Below are 25291 nucleotides of genomic sequence, written 5' to 3'. Positions count from 1 at the left end.
CTAATGCTAGCGGATAACGATGGATCAGCGCTTGTTCAGCTCGCCGTAAAGCTCCGGGCGGCGATCGAGGAAATAGCGATTGGCGGCGCGGGAGTTGACCATCAACTGACGATCCAGCTCACCGACAATCAATGCTTCATCCAGGCCTGCCTGGGCGATGCGGCTGCCATCCGGCGCGGCGATGCTGCTCTGGCCACAGTAGTGGATTTCACCTTCGCTGCCGCAATAGTTGGCGTACGCCACATAACACTGGTTTTCGAATGCGCGGGCGCGAACGGTGACATCGGCGACGAAGTCGTAAGGAATCATGTTCGCCGTCGGTACCAGAATCAGCTCGGCGCCGGCCAACGCCAGACGCCGCGCGTTTTCCGGAAACTCAACGTCGTAGCAGATCAGGAACCCGAGCTTCCAGCCGTTAAGCTCCACCAGCGGAAAATCACCCTGCCCGGCGCTGAACATCGAGTGATCGAGGTCGCCGTACAGGTGAGTCTTGCGGTAGTTGCACAGGCGCTCGCCATTGGCGTCGATCAGTTGCACGGCGTTGTAAATCTGCCCGTCTTCCGTGCGCTCGGGGTAGCCATACAAAATGGCGATCCCCGCAGTCTTGGCAATGCGCGCGATCTGCTGCGCCGATTCACCGTTGTGCACCTCCGCCAGTACGCTGACGGCATCGACGCCGATGTTGTAGCCGGTCAGGAACATCTCCGGCAGCACCAGCAAATCGGCGCCTTTCGCTTCCAGCGCCAGTTGATGCAGGCGTTGCAGATTGCCGGCGACGTCCAGCGGCAGCGGCGGACATTGGTAAAGGGCTACGCGCATTTAGAATTCCTCTTACTCGGGCAGGGCGATCGGACCGATCTCGTTGAACACATCTCCTGGACCCGGGTTTTCGGCGTGAGTTTCACCGCCGAAGTGTTTCATGATGCCCCACACCGCATTGAGCGAGGTCTGTACTGCGCCTTCGACCCACGCCGGCGTCCACGAAACATCGTCGCCCGCGATGAAAATCCCGCGTTGTTCGGCCGGCATGTCGTCCTGCATGAAATGCGCGTACATGCGTTGGTTGTAGCGATAGTGACCGGGCAGGGCGCCTTTGAACGCACCGAGGAAATGCGGGTCGGCTTCCCAGGACACGGTGATCGGGTCGCCGATGATCCGTGCGGCAATGTCGACTTTCGGGTAGATCTTTTTCAGCGCGTTCAACGCGAGTTCCACGCGTTTTTCTACCGGGTGCGGAAGCATTTTCAGCGCATCGCTCATCCACGAGTACGACAGGCAAATCACACCGGGTTTGTCGTCACCGTTGTCGAACAGATACGTGCCACGGGTCAGGCGATCAGTGAGGGTCATGCTCATCAGGTCGCGACCGGTTTCCGGGTCCTTGTCCTTCCAGAACGGCCGGTCGACCATCACGAAGGTTTTCGACGATTGCATGTAGCGGGTGCGGTCGAGGGCCATCCACATCTTTTGCGAGAACAGGGTTTCGTCGCATTCGATCTGGGTGGTCAGCAGCCAGCTCTGGCAGGTGGTCAGTACTGCCGCGTATTCGCGGGTGTCGCCGTTGTTATCGGTGACCGCAAAACGGCCGTCCGGGGCGTGAGCGATTTTTTTGACCCCGGAACGTGGCGCGCCTCTGTGCAGCGACTTGAGGCTGGTGCCTTCGGGCCAGTGCACGCAACGTTCCGGCACATGGCGCCAGATGCCTTGTGGCACTTGTTCGACGCCGCCGACGACCAGATGTTGGTGATCGTCGCAGTTGGTCATCACTACGCGGAAGATTTCCAGCATCGAGTTCGGGAAGTCCGAGTCCCAGCCGCCGGTGCCGAAACCGACCTGGCCGAACACTTCGCGGTGATGGAACGAGAGCTTGGCGAATGCTTTGGAGGTGGCGACAAAGTCGTAGAAGGTGCGGTCGTCCCACAGCGGAACCAGAGTGTTCCAGAGCTCTTTGAGGCGCGGTACGTCACGGTCGCGGATCGCTTGCTGGATATCGGAGAACTGCGAGCCGGCCTCCAGTGCGTCGGCCCAGGCGTCAGCCACTTCCTGGAACAGTGCTGGGAGATCGGCCAGCTTCTGCGCGTAGTGGGTTTTGCCTTCCAGGTCGATCACGGTGCTGCCAGAGGCAGGCGTCAGCGGATTGGGAAAGGGTTTGGTCTCGAGACCGAGCTTGTCGACATAGTGGTAAAACGCCGTGGACGACACCGGAAAGCGCATGCCGCCCAGTTCGGCGACAATGCCATCGGTCCCGTTGAAAGCCTGGGAGCGCAGACGGCCGCCCATTTTCGAGGCTTCGTAGACGACGGGCTTGAGGCCCAGTTTCATCAACTCATACGCGGCCACCAAACCGGCAATCCCCGCGCCGACGATCGCCACTTCGGCGCCATGGTTATGCGCAGGAATACTGCCCAGGCCGGCCGGGTGCTCGATCCAGTCGTCAAAGCCGAATGGAAAGTCCGGGCCGAAAATGGTGACTGGTTTTTTACCGTCTGCAGGATGGCGATTGTTCTTGTTCATGGCTGACCTTGCTGGCGACCGGACGCGGGATGCGCGTCTGAGTATAGGAAAAGATGGCAGCCATTCTAGAGAGCGTAGAACACGTTAATAAGACGCAATGTGTCGTCGTTTTGCTAATTAATTGATCAGAGTGACGATCTATCGATACACACTGTTCACTGTGGGAGCGGGCTTGCTCGCGAAAGCGGTGTGTCAGTTACTTCAGTTTTCAATGGCACACCGCTTTCGCGAGCAAGCCCGCTCCCACATGAAAATTGTGTTTAAACCGGTTGGCCGCGATCGATCTTGCTGCTGAGAATGATCGACGTGGTCGTCTTCTCCACCCCATCCACACTCCCGATCTGATCCAGCAACTGATCCAGCTGCTCCGGCGATTCAGTTCTTAACCACGCCACATAATCAAATTCGCCACTCACCGCACACAACTGCTGCACCTGTGCCATCGCACTTAACCGCCGTAACACTTCCTTGCCGGAACGCGGCTGGACAGTAATCCCCACATACGCCTGCAACCCGCCATCCACCACCCGTTGCCCCAAACGCACGCCATAACCGGTGATGACCTTGGCCTTTTCCAGTCGCGCCAACCGCGAAGTCACAGTGGTGCGAGCGATGCCCAGTTGCCGGGCGAGCATGGCCACGCTTTCGCGGGCATTGATCTGCAGGGCCGCGATCAATTGGCGGTCGATTTCGTCAAGAACGGGCGGGCGGGTGTCAGGCAAGGGTTGGCTCCAGCGGGACAGATCAATGGTTCAATATGTTACAGGCACATCCTGCACAGTGGATGCTTGATCTAGGCTCAGTACCGTTAATGTGGGGCTGGGAACTGGCAGGCAAAGTCGAGGAATCGGGGGGGCGATGAAATGACGACGAACATGCCGACCCTTGTGCGCGATCGTGCGGTGCAGATTGCCCATCACGAAATGGGTCACTACGTAACGGCTCGCGCGTTGGGGTTCGAAACCGGTGGCGTCACCTTGTCCGTGACCATGGACTTGCGGCATCAAGGAGGGGCTTCCATCACATTGGCGCGGCCCATTCATACGTTGGAAGCGATGAAGACACACCTGGAGAATCGGATGATAGTCCTCCTGGCTGGCGCTATGGCGCAGACATTACCTCCAACACTTTCCTCCGGCAAACGCGTCGATAGGTCGAAAGCCATTGCCATCTTGAAAGGCGCCTTAGGGGCCGAGCAGGATTACGCGAAAGTCAAAGAGTTACAGAACCTGCTGCGCAACATCACTTATCCCGCTACGGACCCCGCGTCGTCCGAGCGTATTACTGCTGAGCTGAAAGCGATTACCGACCCTTTGTGGGCTCGGACTCAAACCATCGTCGAGGATCTGGCGGTTACGATCACCGAACTGGCATTGCTGCTGGTCGACCGCATGTTCATCGTGGAGCAGTGGGGGCAGGCGGCGGATACGTATGAGGTGGTTTTTACGCGTGAGATGCTAGAGCGGTTGCCGCTAGTGCGGGGTATTCCCGCGTTGGGTGTGTAGGCGTAAGACAGCGCATCACCGGTCATCCTGTGAAAGCCCCGAAATTTCGGGGCTCATTCCACGGGCAATCTGCCGCTATTTTGTGGACTTCGACTCGGCTCGATCAGGTCCGCGCTCCAGCACCTTCATTACATCATCGACCACGGCTTTGCTCATCGACGTCAGGTAATGCGCCGCCCAGGCGTGGCGGTCGGTGTCTTTGGCGTAAGCAGCGTCCATGGTCAGTTCCTTGGCGAGAAACAATAGATTGGAGGCTTGGGCCAGAGCATCGGCAAGGGGGACGCCGCGACCGACACGGAACAGCGCCTGGTTTGAGCAGTAGATGAAGGGGGTGAGGCCGATGGTTTGTAGTTCTGAGGGGTGGAGCGGGTTTGTTTTTGTCATGTTGAAACTCCTAATTTGAAGTGCCGTCGCATTCGTTTCCAAGCGAATGGGTGACGGCTATGCGCAGGTTGGAAAACCGGGAAATTAGGAAACCGGCACGTCCGAAGACGTCCCGCGCACAGCCGCCATAAATCAAGAGCGCAAGCTTTAAAGTTGTCATTCCTGAAGCGGTGCTGTTGCGATGAATTTCGACAGGTTTCCAAGCCCGATCGCTGAATGGTCAGCGACGTCTGGAGCCTATCCCGTCGAAGAAAGGCGCAACAAGGCATCAAAGTGCCCACAAAACACGATTCGGAGTTTGCCTACAAGGTCTGCGGGCGTCATCCGATATTCCGACACTTTAAGTAAACACCGCTAAACGCCACGCGCCGAACACCCAGATCCAAACAGAAACCACCGTTAACAATTTCATTGGCAACCAAGGTGGTCGCATGGCCGCTAAAGCCTAGAGTTATTCCCTTGAGATCATATTCCTTGGGTGGCATATTGGTATGGGCTGGGAGATTGAATACACCGATGAGTTTGAAGGGTGGTGGGAAGGGTTGGATGCGAAGGAGCAAGCCTCGGTGTCGGCCTGCGTTGATTTACTGGGGTTCTTCGGGCCGGGTTTGGGTTATCCCCATAGCAGCGACATTAAGGGCTCGCGATTGGGGCATCTCCGAGAGCTGCGGGTCCAGCATGCGGGTCGACCCTACCGCGTGCTCTATGCGTTTGATCCACGGCGATGCGCGTTGCTTTTAATCGGAGGCAACAAAACCGGTCAGAACCGTTGGTATGAAGTGCATGTCCCGCTTGCGGAAAAATTGTATGACGAACATTTGGAAATATTGAGTAAAGAGGGCCGTAACGATGGCTAAAAAATTTGCTGAACTTCAAGCTCGTATGACGCCAGAGTCCCGCGCTAACGCAGAGCGGCTGTTCCACCAGCACCTGAAAGAAATGCCCCTGCATGAGCTGCGTAAGGCCCAAGAGCTGAGCCAGGAAACGCTGGCCAAGACACTGCATGTCAATCAGGCGGCGATTTCCAGGATGGAGCGACGCACTGACATGTACATCAGCACTTTGCGCAACTACATACGCGCGATGGGTGGTGAGCTGGAAATCATCGCGACCTTTCCTGAGGGACAGGTAAAGATCGAAAACTTTGCGAACTGAGCGACTCAAAAATCAGTGCTACAAAAAACCAGCCACTCAGACACGAAAAAGCCGCGCATTGAGCGCGGCTTTTTTGTTTGGTGGGCCCACACGGACTTGAACCGTGGACCAAAGGATTATGAGTCCTCTGCTCTAACCAACTGAGCTATAGGCCCTCAGTAGGCCGCGGATTATAGCGACGGTTTCTCGGCTGTGCTATCCGAAAAATCCGATACGGCTATACGAAGAAACGTCGCGGCGAATTCGTCCGGCGGCAAGGGCAGGCTGACGATGTAACCCTGGATCTGTTCGCAGCCTTCCTGCGCGAGGAATTGCTGCTGCGCGAAGGTCTCGACACCCTCGGCAATGACAGTAAATTGCATGCTGCGGCCCAGCGCGATGATCGCGCGAACAATCGCCGCGTCATGGGGATCATCCGGCAGGCCGCGGACGAACGACTGGTCGATCTTGAGGATGTCCAGCGGCAGGCGCTTGAGGTAACTCAGGGATGAATAACCAGTGCCGAAGTCATCGATGGCCAGTTGCACGCCCAGGTGTTTGAGTTGATGCAGTACCGCCAGCGCTTCCTCGGCCTGGCTCATGATGAAGTTTTCGGTAATTTCCAGTTGCAATAATCCGGGCTGAAGAGCGTTGTCCTTGAGCAGTTGCTCGATCCGGCCGAGCAGGTTGGGCTGGCGCAGTTGCGCGCCGGCGAGGTTGACCGACAACGGGCCGAGGCATTCGTAAGTCAGGTTCCATTCGTACATCTGTCGGCAAGCAGTCTCGAGCACCCAGTCGCCGATTTGCAGAATCATCCCGTTCTCTTCGGCCAAGGGAATGAAATGCTCTGGCGGCACGGCACCGAAGGTCGGGTGGTGCCAGCGGATGAGGGCTTCAGCACCCACCAGGCGATTGTCTTCCAGGCTGATTTTCGGCTGGTAGTGGAGCAACAGTTCATTGCGCTCGATGGCGCGGCGCAGTTCATGTTCCAGTGCGACCCGCTCGCTGGCCTGAGCGGTCAGATCGCGGGTATAGCTTTCGACCCGGTTGCGGCCCTTGGCCTTGGAGCGGTACATCGCCGCGTCGGCGTTCTTGACCAGTGTGGCGACGTCACAGCCGTCCTTGGGATACAGGCTGGTGCCAATGCTGGCACTGATGAAGAACTCATGCTCGCCGGCCTGGAACGGTGCAGAGAAGCAGTTGAGCAGTTTGGTGGCAATGTTGTCGGCATCGCTGGACTGTTGCAGGCCGGGCAACAGGATGATGAATTCGTCGCCACCGAGGCGTGCCACGGTGTCGATGTCGCGCAACTGGTCCTTGAGGCGCACGGCGATGCCCTTGAGCAGCAGGTCGCCGACCGGGTGGCCGAGGCTGTCGTTGATGTGTTTGAAGCGGTCCAGATCGAGGAATAGCACGGCGCCCTGGCCACCGTTTTCCTGCTGGTTGTTGAGTGCGGTCAGCAATCGGCTCTCGAACAGCGTGCGGTTCGGCAAGCCCGTCAGCGGGTCGTGGTGCGCCTGGTAATCGAGTTTGGCCTGCGCGTGCTTGAGGCTGGAAATGTCCGCGAACACGGCGACAAAGTGGGTGATGAACTTTTCGCGGTTGCGCACGGCGCTGATGGTCAGCCAGCTCGGGTACAACTCGCCGTTTTTGCGTCGGTTGGAAATCTCGCCTTGCCAATGACCTTCGGCCGTCAGTTGATGCCACATGGCCGCATAGAAAGCACTGTCATGCAGGCCCGAGGCGAGCAGGCGAGGGGTGTGGCCCAGTGCCTCACTTTCGCTGTAGCCGGTGATTTCGGTAAAGGCGCGATTGACCGCGCTGATGTGTTGCTGGGTGTCAGTGATCAACACGCCCTCGGCAGTGCTCTCGAACACAGTCGCCGCCTGTTGCAGTTTTTCCTGCATCAAGTGCCGCTCGGTGATGTCCCGGGCGATGGTCAGCATGCAATCTTCATCGCCGATCGGCAGCGGACGGCTGGACACCTCACAAAGGCGGATCTGCCCGTCGCTGCGGCGAATATGGCAACTGAAGTCGCGGACGAAACCGTCCCGATGCAGCAGGTCGAGCATCTGTTTGCGTTCGTTGAGATTGACCCAGATCCCCAGCTCCAATGCCGAGCGGTCCACGGACATCGCGCTGTTGAAACCGGTAATGCGGCTGAAACCCTCGTTGACCTCCAGCAGCAAACCGTCGCTCTGCCGGGATATCAGCAACCCGTCGGGGGAGGCGTGGAAGGCCTTGGCGAATTTTTCTTCGGAGGTTTGCAGCTGTTGCTGGGTTTCCTTGAGCTGGCTGATATCCCGCACAACCACTACCAGCGCGGGCGTCGTGTCGAGGTCGAAAGGCTCGGCGGAGATCAGGCCGGTAAACACCTGGCCATTATTGCGGCGAAAGGGCATCTCCAGGTTACGGATGCTGCCGGCCTGCAAGCGCTGTAGCAAACCCGGCCCGACGCCAGGAATGCCCCAGATGTTCAGGTCGGTGGCCGTCTGGCCTAAGACGTCTTCTGCCTTGAGCCCGATCTGTTCTTCGAATGCTTCGTTGACCTCCAGCAGGCAACCGTCAGAGAGTCGCGCGATGACCAGGATGTCCGGGCATTGCTGGAATACCGAGGCAAACTTCTGTTCCGACAGGCGCAACGCCTCTTCGGTGCGCTTGGCCTCGCTGATGTCGATCATCAGGCCACGCATCACCGGTTCATGGCCGTGCTCGATCAGGCTGACGATGTCGCGCACCCATATGCAGCGGCCATCGGCAGTGATGACCCGGTAATCGAGGCTGTGATCGCGTCCCGCCAAAACTTCGTGATCGCAGAAGGTCTGGGCACGGGTCAGGTCGGCGGGGTGGATGATGTTGCGCCAGAAGCCTGGAATCAGCCAATGGGCCAGGGGGTAGCCGAGCAATTCTTCGGCGTGGGGCGACACATAGCTGTAGGTGAAATCGGTGATCCGCGCTTCCCAGGCAATGGCCGAAAGGCTCTCCACCAGCCCGCGATAATGGTACTCGCTGCTGCGCAGTTCCTGTTCCAGATCGACGCGGCGAGCGATTTCCGAACTCAGGCGGCGGTTGATCCGAATGACCACCGCCAGCACTGTGACGAGTATCAGCAAACCCGGCAGGCCATACACCAGCAGATCGGACCAGAATGTTCGATGATCGAGAACGTTGCCGACCCAGTGCTCCTGGATGGTGTTGATTTCGTCCGGGGTCATGTCCGCCAGGACTTTGTCCAGAATGCCGACCAGGATCTTGTTGTCCCGGGGCACGCCCATGGCCAGTTGATAGCGATAGGGCGTCTCGCCGCTGACATAGAGCCCGTCGAGCTTGAGCTGACGCAGACTCCAGACGCTGGAGGCGAGATCGCCGACCACCGCGTCCACTTCATCGGTCGCCAGTGCCTGCAAGGCTGAGCTGACGTTGGGCATGCCCACCAGGTTCAGATCGGGATGGTGGGTGCGCAGCAATTCATGGGGCGCGTAGTTTTCCACCACGGCGATTTTCAGGCCGTACAGCTCTTCGAGTTTGCGCGGCTGAGGGCCACCGACGTGGGCAAGGATGACAATCGGAAAGTCCAGGTAAGGACGAGTAAAAGACAGGTATGTCTGGCGTTCCGGGGTCGACATGATGCCCGGTAACAAGTCTAGTTTGGCCTGTTTGGCCTGTTCGAGAACAGCCGTCCAGCTCACGGGTTCGATGGGCGTGAGCTTGATGGCCAGGCGTTGGCGGATCAGGTCGATGTAGTCTGCCGCCAGGCCTTGGTAGCGGCCCTGCTCATCGCGAAACTCAAAGGGGGGCCATGACGCATCGACACCCAGGCGCAAGTCCGGGTGGGCCGCCAGCCAGCTACGTTCTTCGTCGGTCAGAGTCAGCGCGCCAGCCGTTGCGGTCCAGGTCATCAGCGACAGCAAAAAAAGCACGGTCGGCAGTCTGGGCATAACGGTCTCGTTATGGCTCGGGGAATGCTTCGAGTGTAGACGGGCTATTCGGCGGGAGGGAAGTGCGGGGGATTTTATCTGTACAAAGCAAAACCCCCGGCCTGGGCCGGGGGTTTTGTGATCACTCGTCGAGGAAGGAGCGCAAATGCTCGCTTCTCGTCGGGTGGCGCAGCTTGCGCAACGCCTTGGCTTCGATCTGACGAATCCGTTCACGGGTCACGTCGAACTGCTTACCAACCTCCTCGAGGGTGTGGTCGGTATTCATGTCGATACCGAAGCGCATGCGCAGAACCTTGGCTTCACGGGCAGTGAGGCCGGACAGGACTTCGCGAGTCGCTTCTTTAAGGCTCTCAACGGTAGCAACATCGATTGGCGACTGCATGGTCGAGTCTTCGATGAAGTCACCCAGATGGGAGTCTTCGTCATCACCGATCGGGGTTTCCATGGAGATCGGCTCTTTAGCGATCTTCAATACCTTGCGGATCTTGTCCTCAGGCATTTCCATGCGTTCGCCCAGCTCTTCCGGGGTCGGTTCGCGACCCATTTCCTGCAACATCTGCCGGGAAATACGGTTGAGCTTGTTGATCGTCTCGATCATGTGCACCGGAATACGGATGGTGCGGGCCTGGTCGGCGATCGAGCGAGTGATCGCCTGACGGATCCACCAGGTGGCATAAGTCGAGAATTTGTAGCCGCGGCGGTATTCGAACTTGTCTACCGCTTTCATCAGACCGATGTTGCCTTCCTGGATCAGATCGAGGAATTGCAGGCCACGGTTGGTGTACTTCTTGGCGATGGAGATCACCAGACGCAAGTTCGCTTCAACCATCTCTTTCTTCGCGCGGCGGGCCTTGGCCTCACCGATCGACATGCGACGGTTGATGTCCTTGATCTCGGCGATCGTCAAACCGGTTTCGGTTTCCAGCGCGGTCAGCTTCTGCTGGCAACGAATGATGTCCGGCTGCAGGCGACCAATGGCTTCAGCGTATTTGCTTTTGCCTTTGGCCAGCGCATCGGTCCAGCTTTCGTCGACTTCATTGCCCGGGAACTGGCGCAGGAAATCGGCACGCGGCATGCGGGCATCACGAACGCACAGTTGCATGATCGCGCGCTCTTGCTGACGCAGACGATCCAGGGCACTGCGAACACGCTCGACCAGGCCTTCGAATTGCTTCGGCACCAGTTTGATCGGCATGAACAGCTCGGCCAGCGCCAACAGTTCGGCGATAGCAGCCTTGTTGTTGCGACCGTGCTTTTTCAGCGCCTTGCGGGTGATTTCCATCTGATCGGAGACAGCGCCAAAGCGCTGTGCCGCGATGATCGGATCCGGACCGCTTTCGGCTTCTTCTTCGTCATCCGTTGCTTCGGCGTCATCGTCGTCGGTGTCGTCGGCAGCTGGAGCGGCTTTCGGATCGACTGGCGGCGGCACTTCTGCAGCAGGCGGCGCAATGCCGTCGTCCGGGTCGATATAACCGCTCAGGACGTCGGACAGGCGGCCACCTTCGGTGGTGACGCGAGTGTACTCGGAGAGAATATGGTCAACCGTGCCAGGGAAGTGCGCGATTGCGCCCATCACTTCGCGGATGCCCTCTTCAATACGTTTGGCGATTTCGATTTCGCCTTCACGTGTGAGGAGCTCTACCGTACCCATTTCGCGCATGTACATGCGCACCGGGTCGGTGGTGCGACCAATGTCGGTCTCGACCGCTGCCAACGCTGCTGCTGCCTCTTCGGCCGCGGCTTCGTCGGTATCGGCGTCGGCCAGCATAAGGGAATCCTTATCTGGCGCAACCTCGAATACGTTGATCCCCATGTCATTGATCATGCGGATGATGTCTTCCACCTGTTCCGGATCTGAAATATCCTCCGGCAGGTGGTCGTTGACCTCCGCGTAAGTCAGGTAGCCCTGCTCACGACCAAGTGTGATCAACTCTTTGATACGAGACTGCTGTTGCGCTTTTCCGGACATAACACCCTATCCACTGAAGGTCTTGGCGGGCAAAAAACAAGCCGAGGATTATACCTGAGCTATGACCTCACGCGCCAGTTGAGGTCGGGTTTGGTTCAGCCTTATTGCGTTTTAATAGGTCGCGCATCTGATTTGCTATCTGATTTGCTTCCTCTGCGGTCAATCCCGGTTGCCTTGCTTTTCTGATAAGTGCTTCAAGGCTATCCGTGTGTTGACCTGCTGATAGCCTAGTAATGGTGTCTAAAAACTGTTGTTCAAGGTTGTCGCCTTCAATCAGCCACTCCTTTTCCGCCAAAGCTTTGAGAAGACGTCCCTGCTCGGTCCCGTGCCAGCGGGCCATTAACTGAATTGAGTTTAGCTTAGGATTTTTTTGCACGGCCTCGATCAGGGCCACCAGCAGTTGCGCGTAGGTGTTGCTCTCATTCGCGAAGTGATCGGCGGTTTCCACCTTGCCAGCCAGTTCCGGGTGATGAATGAGCGTGCGAAGCGCGATCAGAGTCGGGGCTTCCACGGCAATCGGTGTGCGGGGGGCGCTCTGTTTATCACGATCACCGCCGCGTTTGCCGTTCTTGTCCCAGGGTTTCTTGTCCCATTTCTTGCCGCCGGCGCCGGATTTCTTCGGCGTCCATTCCTGCTGCGGCACATACATCTCTTGTGCCTGGGGCTGATGGTAGTCGCTGTAGTCCGGCATGGCGTCGTAATCGATGCCCGGATCGTAGGCCGGTGGCGCTTCCTGCGGTGCGCTTTGCACCAGTTGGCTCACGGCTTCACCGCTCAGTCCGGTGATTTCGGTCAGGCGCTGGCGCATCAGAATGCGCAGGTTCGCACCCGGAACCTTGTCGATCAGTGGTGCGGCGAGGGTGGCCATGTGGGCCTTACCTTCGAGCGAGCGCGGATCGGATTCCTCGGTCAGTTGCTGGAAGAAATAATCCGCCAGTGGCTGTGCGTGCTGATTGATTCGCGCGCGGAACGCGTCGGTGCCCTCGGAGCGGACCAGCGTATCCGGGTCTTCGCCCTCGGGCAGAAACAGGAAGCGCGCCCGTCGCCCGTCTTGCAGGCAGGGCAGTGTGGCTTCCAGCGCCCGCCACGCGGCGTTACGGCCAGCCTGGTCGCCGTCGAAGCAGAACAGTACGTTGGGCACGACACGAAACAGTCGCTTCAAGTGCTCTTCGCTGGTGGCGGTGCCTAGCGTGGCGACGGCGTTGCGCAGACCTTGCTGGGCGAGGGCGATGACGTCCATGTAGCCTTCGACGACGATGATTTCGTCGAGGTTGCGGTTATTTTTACGCGCTTCATAAAGACCGTAGAGTTCCTGGCCCTTATGGAATACCGGAGTTTCCGGTGAGTTCAGGTATTTCGGTTTGTCATCACCCAAAACGCGGCCACCGAAAGCAATGATTCGCCCGCGGCTGTCTCGGATCGGAAACATCACGCGATCGCGGAAGCGGTCATAGCGTTTGCCGGTTTCGGCGTTCTCGATCAGCAGGCCGGCATCGACCATGGCTTTTTGTTGCAGGGTGTCGCTGCTCAAATGCTTGAACAGATTGTCCCAGCCGGGCGGAGCGAAGCCGAGGCCGAAGTCCCGGGCGATTTCGCCGGTCAACCCGCGACCCTTCAAATAATCCACAGCGGCTTTGCGCGATGGATGGCTTTTCAGTGCCTGGCGGTAGAAATCGGCGGCGGCGGTAAGTAGCGGGTACAGCGGCGAATCAGTCGGCTGCCGCGGTTTGTGCGGCCGGCCGCTTTCTTCGCGGGGGATTTCCATGCCGGCGGCTTTGGCGAGTTCTTCGACAGCCTGGATGAAGTCCAGGTTGTCGTGGTCCATCATGAAGCCGAGAGCGTTACCGCCAGCGCCGCAGCCGAAGCAGTAATAGAACTGCTTGTCGGGGCTGACGCTGAAGGAGGGGGTTTTCTCTTTGTGAAACGGGCAGCAGGCGGTGTGATTCTTGCCGGCCTTTTTCAGTTGCAGGCGCGAGCTGACCACATCGACGATGTCGGTGCGGTTCAGAAGGTCGTCAATGAAGCTCTGGGGAATTAGCCCGGCCATGGCGTTCTCGTCATCTGCGCTGAAATGGACCCGAAACGAAGGGCGGCCGAATACGGGTCGTAATTTGAGGCACGCAAAATGTGCGGCTCGACCAGTGTCGTCTGCGTAATCGCTGTCGGGAAGTGTATCTGCCGAAAATCAACTGACGTTAATACCAATCAGTATTCGACTATTTGAAAGTGTTTCGCTGAATCCGCTGCGGCCAGTCGATGGCCCCGGATAGCTCATAAGCGGGCACGCAAGAAGGTGCCTTGGGCTGATCGTCGTGAGAGGAATCAGTGGGTGTGCTCGTCAGTAGCCTTGGAAGGCTCGTCAGAAAAGACGTGCACCGCTGGCAAAAGAGCCAGGTCTGACGCTGTGAAGCAGGTTTGTCTCGGTCGCGTGTGCGGCTTTGACGGTGAAGCATCAAGCGTTTTCCGCAAATGCCATTAGCCCGGCTGAGGGCCGGGCTTGGCAGAAGCTTGCTACGATCGTCTGTGTATTAGTACAGACGAACGGCGCGGCGCTGTTCGCGCTGAACTTTCTTGGCGTGACGCTTAACAGCGGCTGCTGCTTTGCGCTTACGCTCAGAAGTTGGCTTCTCGTAAAATTCGCGGCTACGAACTTCAGCCAGTACACCGGCTTTTTCGCAGGAGCGCTTGAAACGACGCAGAGCTACGTCGAAGGGTTCGTTCTCTTTTACTTTGACGGCTGGCATCCAGAGCTACCTTCATTCATTACCGGGGTCAACATCCTCGCGGCAAAAGAGCACTTGAAGACGTCGGTTTTTAAGGGTTGCGGATGTTAACCCCTCATCGCTCGGAATGCAAAGCCTCTGATCGAAAACCGCTAGTCGGGGCATCCCATGGCGACTATTATGCGCGCCTTCGAATTCAGCCTAAACAAGGCGCAAACCCATGCTAGTACTGGGATTAGAAACTTCCTGCGACGAAACCGGCGTCGCATTATATGACAGTGAACGCGGCCTGCTGGCCGACGCGCTGTTCAGTCAGATCGACCTGCACCGCGCCTATGGCGGTGTGGTGCCGGAGCTGGCCTCGCGCGATCACGTGAAACGCATGCTGCCCTTGATTCGTCAGGTGCTGGCCGAGGCCGGCTGCGTGCCGACCGAGATCGATGCGATCGCCTACACCGCGGGTCCCGGGCTGGTCGGTGCTTTGCTGGTAGGGGCTTCCTGTGCTCAGGCGCTGGCCTTTGCCTGGGGTATTCCGGCCCTTGGCGTGCATCACATGGAAGGTCATTTGCTGGCGCCGATGCTGGAGTCGAAACCGCCAGAATTCCCGTTCGTCGCTTTGTTGGTGTCCGGCGGTCATACGCAGCTGGTTCAGGTCGACGGGATCGGTCAATACACGCTCTTGGGCGAGACCCTTGATGATGCCGCCGGTGAAGCGTTCGACAAGACGGCGAAGATGATGGGGCTGAATTATCCGGGCGGTCCGGAAATCGCTCGTCTGGCGGAGCAGGGCGTTGCAGGACGTTTCACCTTCCCGCGTCCGATGTGCGACCGCCCGGGCCTGGCTTTCAGTTTCAGCGGCCTGAAGACATTTGCCTTGAACACCTGGCAGCAGAGCGTCAGCGCCGGGGACGACAGCGAGCAAGCCCGTTGCGACATCGCGCTGGCGTTCCAGCAGGCCGTGGTGGAGACTTTGACCATCAAGTGCAAGCGTGCCCTGAAACAGGCGGGCATGAAGCGTCTGGTGATCGCTGGCGGCGTCAGCGCGAACAAGGCGTTGCGATCTTCTTTGGAGAAAATGCTCGGCGACCTGAAGGGCGATGTGTTTTACGCCCGTCCGGAGTTCTGCACCGACAATGGCGCGATGATCGCGTTCGCCGGCTGCCAGCGCTTGCAGGCCGGTCAGCACGAAAGCCTGGCGATCAGCGTGCAGGCGCGCTGGCCGATGGAGCAATTGTCGGGCCTGTGATGAGCGGCGTTCACGTCCGGCAGTTAAAAATGCCGTTCGCGCCCGGCAAACAGGTCGCGTAGATTGCCACGATGGCGCCAGACGATCAGGCCCGTGAGCGCGCTCATGGGCAGCAATGCCGCCGGTTCTTGCCAAGCCAGCAACGGCAGGGTCAGCGGTGTGGCGATCAGGGCGGCGAGTGAGCTGGTGCGGGTCAGGGAGAACGTCAGCAGCCACGCACAGACCGCCAGCAGGGCCGCAGGCGGGTAAAGGCCCAGTAACATTCCCGCGGCGGTGGCGACACCCTTGCCGCCGCGAAAGCGAAAGTACAGCGGGAACAGGTGACCGATGACGGCGCAAACGCCGATCCAGGCCTGTTCTTGCAGCGAAAGGCCCGCAACGCCTGCGATCAATACCGGCAGCAGGCCTTTGCAGAGGTCGCCGACCAAGGTCAGGATGGCGAGCTTCCTGCCGGCCAGGCGTAACATGTTGGTGGCACCGGCATTGCCCGAGCCACTCATTCGCGGATCGGGGTTACCGGTCAGGCGGCTGAGCAAAATGGCGAAGGACAGAGAGCCGAGCAGGTAGGCGAAGGTCGCCAGTAACCAAAACATGCTAACTATTCCGGGCGAGGACGCCCTGATTCTAACGGCGCATTGCGCCCTTGTCGTGCAGCGGAGAAGAGTGCTTGGACAGAGTGTTTATCGAGGGCCTGGAAGTCGACACTGTTATCGGTGCCTACGACTGGGAGCGAGGCATCCGACAGTGCCTGCGGCTTGATCTGAGCTTCGCCTGGGATAATCGCCCGGCCGCCGCCGGTGACGACCTGACCCTGGCGCTCGATTATGCGAGCGTTTCGTCACGCATCCAGGCCTTTGCCGAGCAGGCGCAGTTCCAGCTGGTCGAAACCTTTGCAGAGCGTCTTGTGGAAGTGCTGATGAGCGAATTCAACATCACCTGGATGCGCCTCAAACTGACCAAGCCAGGTGCCGTCCCGGCGGCCACCGGTGGTGTGGGCGTGGAGATCGAGCGCGGATGTCGCTGACTCAGGTGTATCTCGGGCTCGGTAGCAATATCGAGCGCGAAACCCATTTGCAGGCCGGCCTGGAAGCCCTGGCGGGTTTTCTCGTGGATATTCACTGCTCGGCGGTGTTCGAAAGTCAGCCTGTGGGGATCAAGAGCGGGCCGTTCTTCAATTTCGTGGTGTCGGCTTACACCGATCTGCCACTGATGGAGTTGGACCGCCGGTTGAAATTCATTGAGGCGGACAATGGCCGCTATGCGCCGGACCGAAAGGGTTTGCCGCTGGATATCGACGTTTTGCTGTTCGGCGACCTCGTGGGCAACTTCGATGGCCTGATTTTGCCGAGGGCAGAGATTCTGAAAAATGCCTTTGTGTTGTGGCCGTTGGCGCTGATTGCGCCGGATCGCGTGCATCCGGGTGTGGGCAAAAGCTTCGCAACGTTGTGGGGTGAAGCGCAGATTGATCAGGTGTTGGCGCCGGTGGCATTTGAGTGGCGCGGGGAGCCGCTGACTCCCTCGTATTTGCTGTGAGGCGGATGACGCCTTCGCGAGCAAGCCCGCTCCCACATTTTGATCCGCGTCGTACACAAATCAAACTGTGGGAGCGGGCTTGCTCGCGAAGCTTTTAGGCCGGCGCCGCCTCTTTGTAGGCCTTCAACGCTTTTAGCCGCTCACGCTTGATCGCCTCACCCAACTCCGGCCCCTTGAATCCCTTCTCCAGCAACGGCTGAACCGCCACCCCCCGCGCCGCATTCGCCGCCCCGCGCAAATAATCCGCCTGTGGATAACTTCTCTGCTCCAGCCCTTTACGCCCCCGAGCATCCATTTCACACGCCGCAATAAACTCCTCGAATCGCTGCGGTCGACGGTAAACATCGAAACTCTGCAGCAACTCCAGCAAGGTCGAAGGCTTGAGCTCCAGGGCGCGATGACCATGGGTGTGATACTGGCCCACCAACAGCGCCAATTCCTGGCAGTCCTTCGGCGCCTTGAAGCGTTCATTGACCGCTTTGATCAGCTTGAGACCCTTGTGTTCGTGGGCAATGTGCCGCGGCCATTCTTCTTCTGGCGTCAGTCCTTTGCCCAAGTCGTGCAGCAGGCAGGCCCAGCGCACAGTCAGCGGTTGTTTGTGCAGTGCGGCTTGTTCGAGCACGCTCAAGGTGTGCACGCCCGTGTCGATTTCCGGATGGTGAGCTTCAGGTTGCGGGACACCGAACAGTGCGTCGACCTCCGGCATCAACACCTTCAGCGCGGCGCAGTCGCGCAGCACCTGGATGAACACTTGTGGTTGATCTTCCATCAGTGCGCGGGAAATTTCCTTCCAGCTGCGTTCTGCCGTCAACGCTTCGAGTTCTCCTGACTCGCTGAGCTCGCGCATCAGTTCCAGGGTTTCCGGTGCGACGGTAAAACCCAGTTCCGCATAACGCGCTGCAAAGCGCGCAACACGCAGAACACGGAGAGGATCTTCGGCGAACGCAGGGGAAACGTGACGAAGCAAACGTGCCTCAAGATCACGTTGGCCATGGTAGGGGTCGGTCAGATTTTGCTGATCGTCTTCGGCCATGGCGTTGATTGTCAGGTCGCGCCGGATCAAGTCTTCTTCAAGGGTGACTTCAGGGCTTGCGTGAAAGGTGAAGCCGCCATAGCCACGTCCACTTTTGCGTTCGGTCCGGGCAAGTGCGTATTCCTCACCGCTTTTGGGATGAAGAAACACCGGGAAGTCCGCACCCACCGGGCGAAAGCCCTTGGCGAGCATTTCTTCGGTGGTGGCCCCGACAACCACCCAGTCGATATCGGTGACAGGTTTGCCCAGCAGGCGATCACGAATCGCGCCGCCAACTTTATAAATCTGCATAAAAAACCTCCGTTAGCTCGACAGAATAACCGTTGCGTCGAACTTCCGGAGGCCGAAACAGGATCAAAGATGGATGACAGCCAGGTCCAGCCGGCCGTAATCGCCTTCGCTGTGCTCGCTTCTGGGCGGAACATGGTGGGTTTTCATCACCTGATCCCCTTGCAGGGTTTCCAGGTGAATGTCGAAGCCCCAGAGACGGTGCAGGTGTTTGAGCACTTCCTCGGTGGATTCTCCCAGTGGCTTGCGGTCGTGTTGCTGGTGACGAAGGGTCAGGGAGCGGTCGCCCCGGCGATCGATGCTGTAGATCTGGATGTTGGGTTCACGATTGCCCAGGTTGTACTGCGCTGCCAGGGTTTCACGGATGGTGCGGTAGCCATCTTCATCATGAATGGCCGGCACCAGCAGGTCGTCCTTCTGGTCGTCATCGAGGATGCTGAACAGTTTCAGGTCGCGGATCACCTTCGGTGACAGGTACTGCAGAATGAAACTCTCATCCTTGAAGCTGCTCATGGCGAACTTGATGGTCGACAGCCAGTCAGTACCCGCGATTTCCGGGAACCAGCGGTAATCCTCCTCGGTGGGTGCTTCACACATGCGCCGGATGTCCCGGTACATCGCAAACCCCAAGGTGTAGGGGTTGATTCCGTTGTAGTACGGGCTGTCGAAGCCTGGCTGAAAGACCACGCTGGTGTGGGACGTCAGGAATTCAATCATGAAGCCGTCGGTGACCAGGCCTTCGTCGTACAGGTCGTTCATCAGGGTGTAATGCCAGAACGTCGCCCAGCCTTCGTTCATCACCTGGGTCTGGCGTTGTGGATAGAAGTACTGCGCGATCTTGCGCACGATGCGCACGATCTCGCGCTGCCAAGGTTCCAACAGAGGCGCATGTTTTTCGATGAAGTACAGGATGTTTTCCTGAGGTTCGGCGGGGAAGCGCGCATTGTCCTTGTCGCTGTATTTGTCAGCGCCTTTGGGAATGGTGCGCCACAGATCGTTGATCTGCTTCTGCAGATGCTCTTCCCGATCCTTTTGCCGACGACGTTCCTCTTCGGCGGAAATCGGATAAGGGCGTTTGTAGCGGTCAACTCCGTAGTTCATCAGCGCATGGCAGGAATCCAGCAGGTCCTCGACCGCATCGATGCCGTGGCGTTCTTCGCACTGCATGATGTACTGCTTGGCGAACACCAGATAATCGATGATCGAACTCGCGTCGGTCCAGGTGCGGAACAGGTAATTGCCTTTGAAGAAGCTGTTGTGCCCGTAGCAGGCGTGAGCCACCACCAGGGCCTGCATGCAGATGGTGTTTTCTTCCATCAGATAGGCGATGCAGGGGTCCGAATTGATCACGATCTCGTAGGCCAGTCCCATCTGGCCGCGAGAGTAGGATTTCTCGGTGCTGAGGAAGTGTTTGCCGTAGGACCAATGGTGATACCCCAGCGGCATGCCGACGGAGGCGTAGGCGTCCATCATCTGCTCTGCGGTGATCACTTCGATCTGGTTGGGGTAGGTATCGAGTGCATAGCGAGCCGCGATACGGCTGATTTCGCGGTCGTAGGCCTGGATCAGCTCGAACGTCCATTCGGAGCCGGTGGAAATGGGTTGGCGCTTCTGCTCTTTGGCGGTCATGTTACTAACCTGCGCTGGAAGAGTTCACGGAAGACCGGATAGATATCCCCGGCCGAGACCAGTTGTTGCTGGGCAAAAGTGTCAGAAAAGGCTTCGGCAATGCGTTCGTATTCGAACCATAAGGCCTGGTGTTCGCGCGGGGTGATCTCAACGTAAGTGTAGTACTGCACGAACGGCATGATCTGGTTGATCAGGATATCGCGGCAGATCGGCGAGTCATCATTCCAGTTGTCGCCGTCGGAGGCCTGGGCGGCATAGATGTTCCACTCGTTGCTCGGATAGCGTTCGGCCATGATCTCCTGCATCAGTTTCAAGGCGCTGGAAACGATGGTGCCGCCGGTTTCGCGGGAGTAGAAAAACTCTTCCTCATCCACTTCCCGGGCGCTGGTGTGGTGGCGGATGAACACGACATCGATCTTTTCGTAGTTACGCTTGAGGAACAGGTACAGCAGGATAAAGAAGCGCTTGGCGATGTCCTTGGTCGCCTGGGTCATGGAGCCGGACACGTCCATCAGGCAGAACATCACGGCCTTGGAGCTGGGGTTGGGTTGCTTGATCAGCAGGTTGTACTTGAGGTCGAAGGTGTCGAGGAACGGAACGCGGTGGATGCGCGCGCTGAGTTTTTCGATTTCGGCCTCGATTTCCTGAATATCGCCGAAGTTGTCCGGTTCATCCCGCTTGAGTCGCAGCAGTTCTTCTTTGGCTTCGCGCAATTTCGCCCGGCTGCTGCCGGACAGGGCGATGCGCCGCGCATGGGCCGAACGCAAGGTGCGGATGATGTTGATCCGCGACGGATTGCCCTCGTTGCTGATGCCCGCACGAACGGTCTTGAAGGTGTCGGTGCCGGTCAGGTTACGCTTGACCAGGTTCGGCAGCTCAAGGTCCTCGAACATGAACTCGAGGAATTCTTCCTGGGTGATCTGGAAGACGAACTCGTCCATCCCTTCGCCTGAGTTGCCGGCCTTGCCCGGGCCTCTGCCACCACCACCTCCTGGCGGACGGGCAATGTGCTCGCCGCTGGTAAATTCCTTGTTGCCGGGGTGCACGACGGTCTGCTTGCCACCGCGACCGTGGTGAAGCACCGGCTCGTCGATGTCGCGGCCGGGAATACTGATCTGTTCGCCGTGTTCCATGTCGGTAATGGAGCGTCGGCTGACCGCCTCTTCTACCGCCTTTTTGATGTGATCACGGTAACGCCGCAGAAACCGCTGACGGTTTACCGTGCTCTTGTTCTTGCCATTGAGACGTCGGTCGATCACATAGCTCATGACTGCTCCTTAGAAGCTGTCCTGAAAGGGGCGAGCGGTGATGCAGCATCGGACCGGGGGCCAAGGGATGTTCAACGCTCCCCCAAGCGCTTTGGATGCTGCCTGAACTCGCTACCGACTTTCGAACACCTTCCAGAGGCCTGTGTAACAGAAAATGCGCACACAGGTCTCTGGCTGACGACAACCGGTCTGACCGGCAGCGGGTTATTGTGATTTTCTGACCCGCAGGTACCACTCGGACAGCAGTCGTACCTGTTTGTCGGTGTAACCCCGCTCGACCATCCGTGTGACGAAGTCGTTGTGCTTCTGCTGGTCCTCTTTGCTGGCCTTGGCGTTGAAGCTGATGACCGGCAGGAGGTCCTCGGTGTTGGAGAACATTTTCTTCTCGATGACCACCCGCAGTTTTTCGTAGCTGAGCCAGGTCGGGTTCTTGCCGTTGTTGTTGGCTCGGGCGCGCAGCACGAAGTTGACGATTTCGTTGCGGAAATCCTTCGGATTGCTGATGCCGGCCGGTTTTTCGATTTTTTCCAATTCCTCGTTCAACGCTACGCGGTTGAGAATCTCGCCGGTTTCGGGGTCGCGGTATTCCTGGTCCTGGATCCAGAAGTCGGCGTACAGCACGTAGCGATCGAAGATGTTCTGGCCGTACTCGCTGTAGGACTCGAGGTAGGCCGTCTGGATTTCCTTGCCGATGAACTCGATATAACGCGGCGCCAGGTACTCCTTCAGGAAGCGCAGATAGCGTTCACGGGTTTCGGCCTGGAATTGTTCCTGCTCGATCTGTTGTTCCAGCACGTACAGCAAGTGCACCGGGTTGGCGGCGATTTCGTGCGGATCGAAGTTGAAGACCTTCGACAGAATCTTGAACGCGAAGCGGGTCGAGAGGCCGTTCATGCCTTCGTCGACACCGGCGTTGTCGCGGTATTCCTGGATCGACTTGGCTTTCGGATCGGTGTCCTTGAGGTTCTCGCCGTCATACACGCGCATCTTGGAGTAGATGTTGGAGTTTTCCGGCTCCTTGAGGCGTGAAAGCACGGTGAACTGGGCGAGCATCTTCAGGGTGTCGGGCGCGCAATGGGCCTTGGCCAGCGAACTGTTGAACAAGAGCTTGTCGTAGATCTTCACTTCATCGCTGACCCGCAAGCAGTACGGGACTTTGACGATGTAGATCCGGTCGATGAAGGCTTCGTTGTTCTTGTTGTTGCGGAAGGTGTGCCATTCCGATTCGTTGGAGTGGGCCAGCAGGATCCCGGTAAACGGAATCGCCCCCAGACCTTCGGTACTGTTGTAGTTGCCTTCCTGAGTGGCGGTCAGCAATGGGTGCAGCACCTTGATCGGCGCCTTGAACATTTCGACGAATTCCATCAGGCCCTGGTTGGACCGGCACAGTGCGCCCGAATAGCTGTAGGCGTCGGCGTCGTTTTGCGGGAACTCTTCCAGTTTGCGGATATCGACCTTGCCCACCAGTGCCGAGATGTCCTGGTTGTTTTCATCTCCCGGCTCGGTTTTGGCCACGGCGATCTGATTGAGAATCGACGGGTAGAGTTTCACCACGCGGAACTGGCTGATGTCGCCGCCGAATTCGGCCAGGCGTTTGGTGGCCCATGGCGACATGATGGTATTGAGATAGCGCCGCGGAATGCCGAAGTCTTCCTCGAGGATCGCGCCATCTTCAGTGGCGTTGAACAGACCCAGGGGCGATTCGAAAACCGGCGAGCCTTTGATCGCGTAGAAAGGCACCTTCTCGATAAGCTGTTTCAGCTTTTCGGCCAGGGACGATTTACCGCCACCGACAGGGCCGAGCAGGTAGAGGATCTGTTTCTTTTCTTCCAGGCCCTGAGCGGCATGGCGGAAATACGACACGATCTGGTCGATGCATTCTTCCATCCCGTGGAAGTCTTCAAAGGCCGGATAGCGGCGGATCACCTTGTTGGAAAAGATTCGCGAAAGCCTCGAGTTGGTCGAGGTGTCGAGCAGCTCCGGTTCTCCGATGGCCAGCAAGAGACGCTCGGCGGCGGAAACGTAGGCGCTGCGGTCCTTTTTGCACAGCTCCAGGTACTCTTGTAGCGAGAGTTCTTCCTGGCGTGTGGACTCGAAGCGTTGTTGGAAGTGGCTAAAGATACTCATGACGTCACCTCGCTCGATACGTGGAGCCGACGCCGGATCACTCAGTCGATGCTGGCAGCAACCGAACAGGCAGTCGCTGTTTACCCCCCAGAACTCTTTCGGAGCTGACGACTCCGAAAGCTACTCCCGATGATCCGCGCGCCGGTGTACCGGCTCTCCCCTGTTTTGGATGGCCTGCGCTTAAGGATAGTTGCTAATTCGGGAGTTAAAGGCGAGATACGTAATTATGTGTGGCAGACCGTTCGTCTGCCACCGCGCTAGCCCGCGGGAGCCGGGGCTTGTGCGTTACAAAAAAATTATTCGGAAGTGCCTTGCGCCGTTTCCGAAGGATAAGTCGTACGCCACAGCTCAAAACCGCCATCCATGCTGTAGACGTCGGAAAAGCCCTGGCTGATCAGGTAGGCCGCCGCGCCCTGGCTGGAATTGCCGTGATAGCAGACCACGACTGTCGGTGCGTCCAGATCAGCGCCCTGAATGAAAGCATGCAGGGAATGATTGTCCAGATGCTTCGAGCCACTGATGTGCAGCGCGGCGAACGTTGCAGGGTCTCGAACATCGACGACCACCGCGCCTTGCTCGCGCAGGGCCTGGGCCTGTTCTGGGGGGATGCGTTTGAATTCGCTCATGGCGGGCTCCTGTGGCTCGGCTGAAAGCGCAGTCTAGCGCTGGGCGCCGGCTGACGTTTGTTCGGAAATAGAAGGGGCGACTGGCGGCAAGGTGCGGCCATGGTCGTCGCATTTGCACTGCAGTCGTTCAAGGGTATCGACGTTCATCAGGGTCATCGCTCCGCCCCAGACGCAACCGGTGTCGAGGGCGAAAATGCCTGGCTCGTCGCACTGGCCTTCGAGCGCAGCCCAGTGGCCGAAGATGATCTTCACGCCCTTGGTCTTGCGCTCCTTGTGGGTGAACCACGGCGCATAACCTGGCGGTGCGGTGTCGACGCCTTCCTTGCCCTTGAGGTCGAGTTTGCCTTCGCTGGTGCAGAAACGCATGCGGGTGAAATAGTTGGTGATCACGCGCAGGCGGGTCACGCCTTTGAGGTCATTGTCCCACTTCAACGGTTCGTTGCCGTACATCCCGTCGAGGTAGGGCGCGAAACGGTTGTCGTCGCGCAGGGCTTCTTCGACTTCGGCGGCGCACTTCAAGGCTTTGCGCAGCGACCATTGGGGCGGTATGCCGGCGTGGACCAGGGCGATGTTGCGCTGCTCGTCGTAATGCATGAGCTTTTGCTGACGCACCCACTCCAGCAGTTCCGCGCGGTCCGGTGCTTCGAGAATCTCGCGCAGGGTGTCGGCTTTCTTCAGGCGTTCGATGTCACGCCCGGCGGCCAGCAGGTGCAGGTCGTGGTTGCCGAGTACGCACACCAGTGATTCGCGGAGGCTATAGAGGAAGCGCAAGGTTTCCAGCGACTGAGGGCCACGGTTGACCAGATCGCCGACCAGCCACAATTTGTCCCGGGCAGGGTCGAAGGCGACTTGCTCGAGCAGGCATTTCAGCGGTTCCAGGCAACCTTGCAGGTCACCGACGGCGTACGTCGCCATCAGTGCAGGGCTCCGGGCACCGCCAGGCGGAATGGGGCGATGATGGCGTCGAAGTGCTTACCGTCATCGGCAATCATTTGATAGGTGCCTTGCATGGTGCCGACCTTGGTCGTCATCACCGTGCCACTGCTGTAGGTGTGGATGTCGCCGGCCTGGATCAACGGCTGCAAACCCACGACGCCGGCACCGCGCACCTCTTCGACATGCCCGTCACCGTCGGTGATCACCCAGTGCCGCGACAACAACTTGGCCGGTAATTCGCCATTGTTGTGCACGGTGATGGTGTAAGCAAAGGCAAAGCGGTTTTGCTCGGGTTGCGATTGTTCTGCCAGATAGCGGGTGACGACGCTGACGTCGACCTGATAACGAGGATCGGACATGCAAGAGGCCTTAAAAACGAAGCGGGACGCGGGGCGTAGCTGATGGAGCTCAGTCTAGGCCAAGTATCGGGTAGTAAAC

Annotated in this window: 22 protein-coding genes and 1 tRNA gene; 6 read left to right on the top strand and 17 right to left on the bottom strand. The window is 58.5% G+C overall.

The window, feature by feature from the left end:
• Window positions 1–24 precede the first annotated feature (24 nt).
• The 3 genes from ACA073_RS24015 to ACA073_RS24005 form a co-directional block, all read right to left on the bottom strand.
• Window positions 25–819 (bottom strand): carbon-nitrogen hydrolase family protein, encoded by a 795-nt coding sequence (locus tag ACA073_RS24015; protein ID WP_497399966.1) that lies wholly within the window; start codon window positions 817–819, stop codon window positions 25–27.
• 12 nt (window positions 820–831) lie between these two features.
• Entirely contained in the window at window positions 832–2514 is a 1683-nt protein-coding gene (locus tag ACA073_RS24010) for a flavin monoamine oxidase family protein (RefSeq protein WP_461988861.1), read from the bottom strand.
• A 260-nt stretch (window positions 2515–2774) separates the two neighbouring features.
• Window positions 2775–3236 carry an Lrp/AsnC family transcriptional regulator gene (locus tag ACA073_RS24005; protein WP_109635345.1) on the bottom strand — a complete coding sequence of 154 codons (462 nt, stop codon included), beginning with the start codon at window positions 3234–3236 and terminating at the stop codon, window positions 2775–2777.
• 141 nt (window positions 3237–3377) lie between these two features.
• On the opposite strand from ACA073_RS24005, the gene ACA073_RS24000 reads away from it, so the two are divergent.
• Window positions 3378–4019: a peptidase M41 gene (locus ACA073_RS24000; protein ID WP_497399964.1), complete on the top strand. Its 642-nt coding sequence runs from the start codon at window positions 3378–3380 to the stop codon at window positions 4017–4019.
• Between the two features lie 75 nt (window positions 4020–4094).
• Here the strand turns inward: ACA073_RS24000 and ACA073_RS23995 are convergent, their stop codons facing one another.
• Window positions 4095–4403 (bottom strand): DUF3077 domain-containing protein, encoded by a 309-nt coding sequence (locus tag ACA073_RS23995; RefSeq protein ID WP_497399962.1) that lies wholly within the window; start codon window positions 4401–4403, stop codon window positions 4095–4097.
• Between the two features lie 491 nt (window positions 4404–4894).
• On the opposite strand from ACA073_RS23995, the gene ACA073_RS23990 reads away from it, so the two are divergent.
• A complete protein-coding gene (locus ACA073_RS23990) occupies window positions 4895–5260 on the top strand; it encodes a type II toxin-antitoxin system RelE/ParE family toxin (protein WP_497399960.1) in 366 nt (121 codons plus the stop codon).
• On the top strand, window positions 5253–5558 hold the full coding sequence (locus ACA073_RS23985; RefSeq protein WP_497399958.1) for a helix-turn-helix domain-containing protein: 306 nt from the start codon (window positions 5253–5255) through the stop codon (window positions 5556–5558). The genes ACA073_RS23990 and ACA073_RS23985 overlap by 8 nt, the downstream gene beginning before the upstream one ends.
• Window positions 5559–5636: 78 nt before the next feature.
• Here ACA073_RS23985 and ACA073_RS23980 read toward each other — a convergent pair.
• From ACA073_RS23980 to rpsU, 5 genes are all read right to left on the bottom strand, one after another.
• A tRNA-Ile gene (locus tag ACA073_RS23980) sits at window positions 5637–5713 on the bottom strand.
• 15 nt (window positions 5714–5728) lie between these two features.
• Window positions 5729–9475, bottom strand: coding sequence for a bifunctional diguanylate cyclase/phosphodiesterase (locus tag ACA073_RS23975; RefSeq protein WP_497399956.1), 3747 nt, complete (start codon window positions 9473–9475; stop codon window positions 5729–5731).
• Between the two features lie 121 nt (window positions 9476–9596).
• Window positions 9597–11444, bottom strand: a complete 1848-nt coding sequence (gene rpoD / locus ACA073_RS23970) for an RNA polymerase sigma factor RpoD (protein WP_497399954.1) — start codon at window positions 11442–11444, stop codon at window positions 9597–9599.
• Between the two features lie 67 nt (window positions 11445–11511).
• Window positions 11512–13491 carry a DNA primase gene (gene dnaG / locus ACA073_RS23965; RefSeq protein WP_497399952.1) on the bottom strand — a complete coding sequence of 660 codons (1980 nt, stop codon included), beginning with the start codon at window positions 13489–13491 and terminating at the stop codon, window positions 11512–11514.
• Between the two features lie 481 nt (window positions 13492–13972).
• Window positions 13973–14188, bottom strand: a complete 216-nt coding sequence (gene rpsU / locus ACA073_RS23960) for a 30S ribosomal protein S21 (protein ID WP_002551877.1) — start codon at window positions 14186–14188, stop codon at window positions 13973–13975.
• Between the two features lie 199 nt (window positions 14189–14387).
• Between rpsU and tsaD the strand changes: the two genes are divergently transcribed.
• Window positions 14388–15413 carry a tRNA (adenosine(37)-N6)-threonylcarbamoyltransferase complex transferase subunit TsaD gene (gene tsaD / locus ACA073_RS23955; RefSeq protein ID WP_497399950.1) on the top strand — a complete coding sequence of 342 codons (1026 nt, stop codon included), beginning with the start codon at window positions 14388–14390 and terminating at the stop codon, window positions 15411–15413.
• 23 nt (window positions 15414–15436) lie between these two features.
• Here tsaD and plsY read toward each other — a convergent pair whose 3' ends face one another.
• On the bottom strand, window positions 15437–16006 hold the full coding sequence (gene plsY / locus ACA073_RS23950; RefSeq protein ID WP_497399948.1) for a glycerol-3-phosphate 1-O-acyltransferase PlsY: 570 nt from the start codon (window positions 16004–16006) through the stop codon (window positions 15437–15439).
• Between the two features lie 74 nt (window positions 16007–16080).
• On the opposite strand from plsY, the gene folB reads away from it, so the two are divergent.
• Window positions 16081–16437 carry a dihydroneopterin aldolase gene (folB, locus tag ACA073_RS23945; RefSeq protein WP_008027044.1) on the top strand — a complete coding sequence of 119 codons (357 nt, stop codon included), beginning with the start codon at window positions 16081–16083 and terminating at the stop codon, window positions 16435–16437.
• A complete protein-coding gene (folK, locus tag ACA073_RS23940) occupies window positions 16428–16946 on the top strand; it encodes a 2-amino-4-hydroxy-6-hydroxymethyldihydropteridine diphosphokinase (RefSeq protein ID WP_497399946.1) in 519 nt (172 codons plus the stop codon). The genes folB and folK overlap by 10 nt, the downstream gene beginning before the upstream one ends.
• 94 nt (window positions 16947–17040) lie before the next feature.
• Here folK and ACA073_RS23935 read toward each other — a convergent pair whose 3' ends face one another.
• The 7 genes from ACA073_RS23935 to apaG form a co-directional block, all read right to left on the bottom strand.
• Window positions 17041–18270, bottom strand: coding sequence for a multifunctional CCA addition/repair protein (locus tag ACA073_RS23935; RefSeq protein WP_497399944.1), 1230 nt, complete (start codon window positions 18268–18270; stop codon window positions 17041–17043).
• Between the two features lie 63 nt (window positions 18271–18333).
• The gene (locus ACA073_RS23930; protein WP_497399942.1) at window positions 18334–19896 is read right to left on the bottom strand and encodes a SpoVR family protein; all 1563 of its coding nucleotides are present in this window, start codon (window positions 19894–19896) and stop codon (window positions 18334–18336) included.
• The gene (locus ACA073_RS23925) at window positions 19893–21164 is read right to left on the bottom strand and encodes a YeaH/YhbH family protein (RefSeq protein WP_084318393.1); all 1272 of its coding nucleotides are present in this window, start codon (window positions 21162–21164) and stop codon (window positions 19893–19895) included. Before ACA073_RS23925 ends, ACA073_RS23930 begins: the two co-directional genes overlap by 4 nt.
• Window positions 21165–21368: 204 nt before the next feature.
• Complete coding sequence (locus ACA073_RS23920; RefSeq protein WP_214379233.1) at window positions 21369–23291, bottom strand: PrkA family serine protein kinase; 1923 nt, start codon at window positions 23289–23291, stop codon at window positions 21369–21371.
• Between the two features lie 296 nt (window positions 23292–23587).
• A complete protein-coding gene (gene glpE, locus ACA073_RS23915) occupies window positions 23588–23917 on the bottom strand; it encodes a thiosulfate sulfurtransferase GlpE (RefSeq protein ID WP_008027054.1) in 330 nt (109 codons plus the stop codon).
• A gap of 33 nt (window positions 23918–23950) precedes the next feature.
• Complete coding sequence (locus tag ACA073_RS23910; RefSeq protein ID WP_497399939.1) at window positions 23951–24832, bottom strand: symmetrical bis(5'-nucleosyl)-tetraphosphatase; 882 nt, start codon at window positions 24830–24832, stop codon at window positions 23951–23953.
• Entirely contained in the window at window positions 24832–25212 is a 381-nt protein-coding gene (gene apaG / locus ACA073_RS23905) for a Co2+/Mg2+ efflux facilitator ApaG/CorD (protein WP_461952962.1), read from the bottom strand. The genes ACA073_RS23910 and apaG overlap by 1 nt, the downstream gene beginning before the upstream one ends.
• Between the last annotated feature and the right edge of the window lie 79 nt (window positions 25213–25291).

Source organism: Pseudomonas sp. LBUM1670 (genome assembly GCF_059695695.1).
This window is presented reverse-complemented; position numbering and strand designations above follow the sequence as displayed.